The sequence below is a fragment of the Actinomycetes bacterium genome, assembly GCA_036000965.1.
In the GTDB taxonomy this organism is placed as follows: domain Bacteria; phylum Actinomycetota; class CALGFH01; order CALGFH01; family CALGFH01; genus DASYUT01.
This window is the reverse complement of record DASYUT010000036.1, coordinates 1-7795: the sequence shown is the minus strand read 5'-3', so window position 1 is coordinate 7795 and position 7795 is coordinate 1. Positions and strand designations below refer to the sequence as shown.

Genomic DNA, 7795 nt, shown 5'->3' with positions numbered 1-7795 from the left:
CCAGCCGGTCGGCCAGCCGCCTGGCCTCCGCCGGCGGGAACGCCTCGTACAACGAGGCAGGCGTGTGGGTGTTCAAGTTGTCCTGGACCAGCACGACCTGCTCGGCGTCAGGGTAATGGACGTCGAGCAGCTCCTTGACGGGAGTGCGCCCAGTCGATCCGGGTGCGCCGCGCGCTGCAGGTGACGTGGCGCCAGCCACGCAGCGGCTCACACACCAGAAACACATTGCAGACGCCCTGCCGCTCGTACTCGTCGTCCTGTCGCGCCGAGCGCCCGGGTGCGACCGGTCGGGGCGGAGTGACCTCCGCCAGGAGCTGGCGGCTGGTCTCGTCCAGGCAGACCTGGGGCCGGTCCGGGTTGTAGGGTCGGGTATCGACCTCCAGCACGTCCTCCGTCCGCCAGACAAACTCGGCGTTGTGCTCCGGCGGGATGCACCAGCGCCCGGTCAGCCAGGGCTTGAGCCGGTTTGCTGCAAGGCCTGGCGGACCGTCTCATACGAGATCGTCTCCACGACCTCCAAGGCGACCAGCCGCTCGGCCAGCAGCCGCAACGTCCACCGTTTGCGGCCTTCGGGCGGGGCGCTGCAGGTCAGCGCGACCAGGTGAGCCTCCTGCTCGCCGTCGAGGGTGCGGCGGTACTCGCGCGCGGGCGCCTTGCGGTACAGGGCGGCGTCTAGCCCTGCTGCGACGTACTGCTGGCGGGCGCGGGCCACGGTGGCAGGGTGGACCTCCAGCGCGACGGCGATCACCTGGTCGGTCCAGCCGGGACCGGCCTGGCCCTGGTTGGCCTTGAGCAGGATGCGGGCATGGGTGAGGACATGGGCCGGGGCGGCCCCCTGCCCGGTCAGCGTGTGGAGCCGGGCGCGCTCCTGCTCGGACAGGACCACAATGTGCCGCTTGCGCATGCTCGGCCTCCTCCACCACCCGGGGGAACCCCCGCGACCTCAGGAGCATGAGACCGAACCATTCACTGCGCAACTCACGGCTGACGAGCTACTAGGTTGAGCCGGGGAGACGGGCCAGGGGCACCGCCCACAGCAGCCACCAACCCCCCTGCCACTCAACCGGCGTCCCGCTGGTCGAGCCGACACCTTACGCCCACCCACCATCAAGTCCGTCCTTGACTTCTCCCCCATAGGATGCTCAGAACCCGGCGTGCGCCGTTTGGGCGCACGGGCTCAAGCAAGCCCTGAAGGCGTCCAGGTCAGGGATGCAGACGTGCTGGTTCACTGCCGGTGCCGTCTGGGAGGCGGCGTCGGCAGTGCGTGTGGATGAGACGGACTGCGGTGGGTTGGTCCGCTGTCCCGGGTCCCGTGTCGAGGACGATCGCTTGGTGGCGGGTCGCCTTGCGGGTGGCTGTGATCCACAGCTCCCACTCGTCGGGATGTTGCGGTTCCCGGTCGGCGTGGAGCAGCAGGTCGCCGCAGCGCGGGCAGCGCCCGCGCTGTTGCCGGAGAAGCCGCAGCCTGGCCCGGTCCAGCGGGGGTCTCCCGCGACGTCGCCGGGCCGCCCAGTAGTCGGCCAGGGCCGGGTCGTCTGGTGAGGCCCACCCCTTGACCAACGTGTGCCGGGTGATCTTCGTCCAGGCGAATTTGAGCAGGTAGGCGCCGCTGTCGCGGTCGCCGAACACCCAGCGGTCTCGTCTGGAGGAGTTGAACGCGCCGAAGTACCGGGCGATGATCCAGCGCTTCGACTTGTGCGGATGGGTCCACTTCGCCCACTTGTAGGTGAGCTCCCACACGTAGCTGTCCAGCTCGTTGAACACCCGGGCGGATACCGCGTGCCGGTAGTAGGCCGACCACCCGCGGATGATCGGGTTGAGCCGGATGAGGACCATCTGGGCGTTGTGCCCGCGCAAGGCCCTCATCTCGGTGGCCAGCCGTTCCCGGACCCGTGTCACGGCCGCCTTGCTCGGCTTGGTCAGCAGCTTGCCGCGGTAGCGCCGGATGTTGAACCCCAGGAAGTCCACCCCATCGTCGAGGTGCACGATGCGGGTCTTGTCTTCGTTGAAGCTCAACCCCCGAGCTGCCAGCCACCCGGCCAGCCGCGCCTTGACCTGCTGCGCCTGCTCACGCGAGTGACACAGGGCGAGCAGATCGTCGGCGTACCTGATCACCACCGGTGAGCCCGGTCTCGCGCTTCCGGCATCTCGGTGCCCATCAGCCTGATACCGGACTCCGGCGGCCTGCTCCATCCCGTGCAAGGCCACGTTCATCAGCACGGGACTGATCACCCCGCCTTGCGGGCTGCCCCGCTCGGTCGGAGCGAACCGACCTTGGTCGATCACCCCCGCTTGCAGCCACTGCTCGATCCGTCCCCGGGCGGGGAACGACCCGAGCTGACCGAGGAGGTGGGCATGGTCGATCTGGTCGAATGCGGCGGCCAGGTCCGCGTCAAGCGCCCACTGCCGTCGGCAGGTCGCGCCGCGTGCGGTCACGAAGATGGCCTGCATCGCGTCCTGGCAGCCGCGGCCCGGCCGGAACCCATACGATCGGGACTCAAACCGGGCCTCCCACTCGGGTTCCAGCGCACCCACCGTCAGGGCCTGAAGCGCCCTGTCGGCGATCACGGGAATCCCGAGTCCGCGCCGCTTTCCGTTCGCCTTCGGGATGAACACCCGCTTGACGGGCTTGGGTCTCCACACGGTCGCGCCATGCTGGAGCCAGGCGGCCATCTCGGCCTTCTCCCACGCCCCCAGCACGACCCTGCCGTCGACCCCCGCCGTCTTGCGGTCAGCGTTTCGCTCCGTCACCCGCCGCACGCTCAGCAACGCGTTCGCGCGGGAACGGAGCAGCAGCTTCTGCAGATTGCGGACCCGCTTCAGGTCCCCTGCCTGTGTCGCCGTGAAGCTCCGCTGCCGCAGCCGCCGTACGTCGCCCTCGACCTGACGCCACGCCACCGCGTCCCAGTCCAAGACGTCGCCCTCAGGTCCGTTCACCGTCACGGTGTCCAACTTGCCCATCGGCTCTGGCGTCCCCGTTCACCTGGTCTCCACAGGCTCACCTGACCCACGTCAGCGCCCTTTCGAGCCGGGCATCCGCCCGTATCCGACCAGTTACCCGGGACCCGTCCGGCGGAGGTGCCAGCACTCCGGTTCCCGGTTCCTGCTGCCCTTTCGGCTGTCGGCATTCGCTTCTTGGGCCATCCTGCGCCCGCTGGGGAGTTGCACCTCCCTCACGGTCGGCCTACCGGACCACAACGCTGCATCCGGACCCCATCGGGGTTGTCGTGTTGCACATGAGCAAGCCGCGACCGGGCAGGGCGCCCCCTTGACCCCGGGGACGGTGGTGCGCTCCCGGCCGGCGACGATCCTCCGGCCGGCACCCGCCGCTCTGCTGCGGCCAGTCCCTACGGCCCCGCTGCAACATCCCATCGGCGGGGGTCACCTTCACGAGGCGTCATCGGGGGTTCACTCGCGTTCGCCCATCCCTCCGGGCGGGCAAGATGCCGCCCGGAGCCGGGAAGCCGGATCGCATCCCGGCGGTCTTCTCCTCGCCTGCGGCCCCCGGATGGAACGAGAGCCCTTGGGCTTCTACCCCGGGCTTCGCACCCCGCAGTCACCCGCGACGCACGCCGAGGCGGAGACAGGCCATCGCGCACTGGCCCGGGTACTACACCCTCGACATCGACATCAGCCGAACCTCCAGTGGTGCCTCCCACTTGAACTCATGCACCCTCACGTCGCACGTCGTCGCTGGTGGCCTCCATCACCACCCGGGTCACCCCAAGCGCACCCAGCCGGTCGGCCAAGACAAGCAGCGACCGCGTCATCGTCTGGTAGGTCGTGACCTCCTGCATCCGCCTGCCTGAGCTGCCCTGGCCAGGAACCCGCACCCATGCCACCAGCATCGCCTTGCCGATGTCCAGCGCAGCGACCCGCTCGATGAGCTCCTCGGTCTCTTGGGTCTCCTCCAGCATCCAGCCTCCCAGGCAGCGGCCGTGCACCAGCGTGGCTGGCTGCCCGCGGGAGCCGCAAGGACAAGTGCGAATCTGATCCGCGTGCTCAAGGCGACAGTGAAGGGCCCCTGGCGCGGCTCCCAGCGCCCGGCTGAGCTACGACCTGAAGCGATCAAGGGCTTCCGGCGTCGGCGGGCAACCAGCCCCATTTTCACCCGGGAACGGGCGTCCGCGCAGGACATTGGGGGCTGAGCTGCAAGGACGACACCAGACAGCACACGATGGACGACTGGCCGCTGTCTTGTAGTCTGCTGCTCGCGCCGCTAATGACTCCCCTTGATTACGTTGTATGTCACTTGCCTGGCGGGTGGAACGGGCCGACAGGGAGTTGCTGGCAAGGCTGTGAGTGCTCCCCCGGGGGCAGTGCGTGGGAAGGGGCGGTCCGTTCAGCTGGGATCAGACGTGACCGTGTCCGCCGCCTCCCCGGTAGCCGCCCCGCCCCGGCCCCGTGCGGCTCCCCCCGACTGGCTCAGGATCAGCCGGTCGCGCAGCCGGTCGGGCAGGCGGGCGACGATGGCGGTGATCCGGGCGTCGGTCCCCACAAGGTAGCGGGCGCGCGGCCGACGAATCGTCAGCGCCCTTGCGACGACCGTCGCGACCTGGTCGGCCGGCATGCCCCGGGCTGCGTTACGTAGCGCGCCGGTCTTGGCCGCGGCGATCGCCCGCCCATACAGGTGCTCCGCCTGAGCCGGCAGCGTCTGCTGGAGCCGCTCGGCCGCGGCGATCGACGTCTCCCAGATCGGGGTCGCCACCGCACCCGGCTCCACCAACACCACCTCGATGCCCCACGGGGACAGCTCCAGCCGCAGCGTGTCGCTCCACGCGCGCAGGGCGAACTTGGAGACGTGGTAGGGGCCGGTCATCGGCGCCACGATGCGGTCCCCGATGGAGCCCAGGTTGACGATCCGGCCTCGGCCGCGACGCAGCAGCGGCAGCAGCGCCTGGGTGACCGCATGCTGGCCGACGACGTTCACCTCCAGCTGGCGGCGCAGCTCGGCTGGGGGCAGGAACTCCAGCGGCGCGGCCACGGCAATCCCGGCGTTGTTCACCAGCCCAGCCAGGCCGCGGTCGCCGACCTCGCCGCTGACCAACTCGGCGGCGGCGGCCACCGCGTCCGGGTCGGTGATGTCCAGCAGCGCAGGCACGACACGCTCGCCGACTTGGTCGCGCAGTTGCGCGGCGTCCTCGGGGCGCCGTACTCCGGCGACCACACGAAACCCGTCGTCCACGAGCCGCCGGACGACGGCCGCGCCGATGCCCTTCGATGCCCCGGTGACAACCACCATCCGTGCGGTGCCGGGTTGCTCAAGGTCCACGTGCGGATCCTTGCTCGACGTCATGTCGACCGACTCGAACACTACGCTTCTCAAGCACACTCATGAGAGCTCGACCCCCCATCCTCCTTGTGGGCAGAGCACCAGATCGGAAATCTTGTGCTCGACCCGAACTCGCTCGTCGAGCTGTCTGGCTTGCTTGATCATCCGCTTGGTCATCCAGACGATCCGACGGGTCCTTCTGGTTCCGTCTGGATCGACGGCGCACCCGACGTGAGCAGGGCAGATCCGTCTGGAGCCGACCAGTCCGACGCAGAGCGCCAGTCTACGGATCTGGCGGCTTCTGCCTCCGACGCTTGGTTCAACCGGGCCCAGCCGCAGCAGCCCTTGCCAGAGATTTGCCAGAAACTGCGCCACACGCGACCGCACCACACCCCACAACGCCGACCGCGACCGCGCAGTTCACCTCAGCGATTGTGCGGCGACGCGAGGTTGGCTATGCCATCGAGAAGGGGCACCGTTTGTAGGCGGGTTCGGGCACCGGTTGGTGGTCGAGGGGTCGGGAAATGTCGATGAGGTTGGGCACCACGTCAGCCTGGCCCGGGGCAGCCGGTCGGCGTTCGATCGGCTCCCTCGCGAGGCAACCTTCATCCCAGGAACGTCGCGGTTGTCGCCACGAACCGGTCAGCGTCATCGAGCCACGGATAGTGGCCTGCTTCTGGTTGAACGACGAGCTCGGCGTTCGGGAACAGCTCGGCGAATTCGGCCACGACGCTCGGAATCGTGTTCAGGTCGACCTCTCCGGCAAGCAGCAGCACCGGCGCGTTGAATGCGGCGAGTGCCGCGCGGGTGGCCTCCGGGTCGAAGGCGCCCTCAGCGCCGAAGGCGGCCGCGGCTTCCTTGTTCCGATGGCCGTCCTGGGCCGCCTGGTGGGCTTGTGCCGCCGCATCCCATCGGCCGTAGAAGAAGGGCTCGATGGCCTTCCAGCTGTCGTCGGTGGCGTTGCCGGCCACGATTGCTTCAAGAGCTGCGAAGGCCGATCCGAACCAGGGCTCGTCCTTGCGGAGCCGCGCGGTCTCACGCCGGGCCTCCCCGGTGGCCGCGATGCCGACGGCCATGGTGCTCGGGGTGATCAGAGCGAGCTTGCCGACGCGTTCTGGGTGCCGGGCCACATACAGCGCCGCGAGGTTCGCGCCGGCGCAGTGCGCGAGCAGGTCCAACCGGTCAAGATCAAGGTGCTCGCGCAGAGCCTCGACATCATCGACAAGCCGGTCACAGCGGTAGGAGGCGGCATCCTCCGGTATCGCGGACTGGCCGGTGCCCCGATGGTCCACCATGATCAACTGCCGATGCGCCGACAGGCCGCCGAGTTCACCGAGGTAAACGGAGTCCTGCATCGGGCCGCCCGGCAGGCAGATCACCGGGATGCCCTCTCCGAACACGTGGTAAGCGAGGTCGGTTCCATCAGGTGCGGAGAAGGTAGGCATGGCGAAGATCCTGTCAGCGGCATCCCGACCAAGGCAACCGATTATCCCGACGGGTTGCACAGGCCCCCCGTCCGCCGGGTCACCCCGTACTTGTGCTCCAGGGCCCTGCCCGACATGCCTGCTCGGGAGTCGCGACGGATCGCCGCGTACAGTTCGACCTTGGACTGCCGCGGCACCCGTGCCTCCTCGCGATGCAGAAGCCCTGGATGCTGTCACCAAGGCCCCCAGTGGTGTCAAAACTCATCGACATCACTTTCGGCGCCAAGAGGCCGCGGTCAGAACTCATCGACAAACGCGGTCACTTCTCACTGACAGAGCCACGAGGTCCCGCACAGTGCCGTGAACCACCCGAACGTCAATGGTAAAGATGGGGTCGCTTACCGCCTGGAACGATCCTGCCGGGCCCGGCCGATGGTTGCTGTCCTGGGCGCCGAAGGACCGGGAACGCAATACGGCGTCGGCGCCCGGACGAGACCGCAGCAACTCGGCGCCGCCCGCCAGCAGATCGCCAGCAACAGCGCAGGAAAGGACCACAGGCGACACCGCGCCGCAGGACCCCCGATCCCGGCTCACCTCTGGTGATGCGAGGTTTCATGGGGTGGGGGAGGGGTGCGCGAACCGGCGCGCATTCGTTCACACGGCAGAGGTCGCTGGAGCGAAACCAGCTACGCCCACCAGCGGAAACGCTCCAGTCCCGACCCCCGAGAACCGCCGCTGTCAGCATGGTTGTCAGCAAACGACCTTGCGCGGTCGGTATAGCGCTTTCTGTGGTGACCGGGTTGACCGTTCGGTCGCGGATCTCGCGAGCCTGTGAGGATCACCTTCACTACCGTCGAGCCTGTGAGGATCACCTTCTGTCCCGTCAAGGCCGGCCCTGCGGCGGCCGTCCTCGGCCGGCAGCCTCACCACCGGAAACCGGGGATCGGCCTCACCCGCCGAGAGCCGAGTAGGCGACACCCATCACGACGGGGGCGAGGTGCTTCCGGGCTCAAGGACGCAGGTACGTCGAATGGACGATATCAAGTCCGGCGAAGCACGCGTAGGGTCCAAGAAGTCTGACCGCCTTGAAGGAGGTGCG

General features: G+C 68.6%; 7 protein-coding genes. All 7 read right to left on the bottom strand.

What is annotated here, in order from left to right:
* On the bottom strand, positions 1-199 hold a 199-nt coding region (locus tag VG276_02060), incomplete at its 3' end, for a hypothetical protein (GenBank protein ID HEV8648192.1).
* Positions 200-445: 246 nt separating this feature from the next.
* Positions 446-904, bottom strand: coding sequence for a helix-turn-helix domain-containing protein (locus VG276_02055; GenBank protein ID HEV8648191.1), 459 nt, complete (start codon positions 902-904; stop codon positions 446-448).
* Between the two features lie 299 nt (positions 905-1203).
* Entirely contained in the window at positions 1204-2961 is a 1758-nt protein-coding gene (gene ltrA / locus VG276_02050) for a group II intron reverse transcriptase/maturase (protein HEV8648190.1), read from the bottom strand.
* Positions 2962-3665: 704 nt separating this feature from the next.
* Positions 3666-3917 (bottom strand): hypothetical protein, encoded by a 252-nt coding sequence (locus VG276_02045; GenBank protein HEV8648189.1) that lies wholly within the window; start codon positions 3915-3917, stop codon positions 3666-3668.
* A 425-nt stretch (positions 3918-4342) separates the two neighbouring features.
* Positions 4343-5272, bottom strand: a complete 930-nt coding sequence (locus VG276_02040; GenBank protein ID HEV8648188.1) for an SDR family oxidoreductase — start codon at positions 5270-5272, stop codon at positions 4343-4345.
* 605 nt (positions 5273-5877) lie between these two features.
* Positions 5878-6717 carry an alpha/beta hydrolase gene (locus VG276_02035; GenBank protein HEV8648187.1) on the bottom strand — a complete coding sequence of 280 codons (840 nt, stop codon included), beginning with the start codon at positions 6715-6717 and terminating at the stop codon, positions 5878-5880.
* Between the two features lie 41 nt (positions 6718-6758).
* Complete coding sequence (locus VG276_02030; GenBank protein ID HEV8648186.1) at positions 6759-6893, bottom strand: hypothetical protein; 135 nt, start codon at positions 6891-6893, stop codon at positions 6759-6761.
* Between the last annotated feature and the right edge of the window lie 902 nt (positions 6894-7795).

Bases quoted from the DNA above. Each gene is read 5' to 3' on its own strand.
- ltrA (HEV8648190.1), bottom strand. From the start codon at position 2,961: ATGGGCAAGTTGGACACCGTGACGGTGAACGGACCTGAGGGCGACGTC.
- VG276_02035 (HEV8648187.1), bottom strand. From the start codon at position 6,717: ATGCCTACCTTCTCCGCACCTGATGGAACCGACCTCGCTTACCACGTG.
- VG276_02045 (HEV8648189.1), bottom strand. From the start codon at position 3,917: ATGCTGGAGGAGACCCAAGAGACCGAGGAGCTCATCGAGCGGGTCGCT.
- VG276_02055 (HEV8648191.1), bottom strand. From the start codon at position 904: ATGCGCAAGCGGCACATTGTGGTCCTGTCCGAGCAGGAGCGCGCCCGG.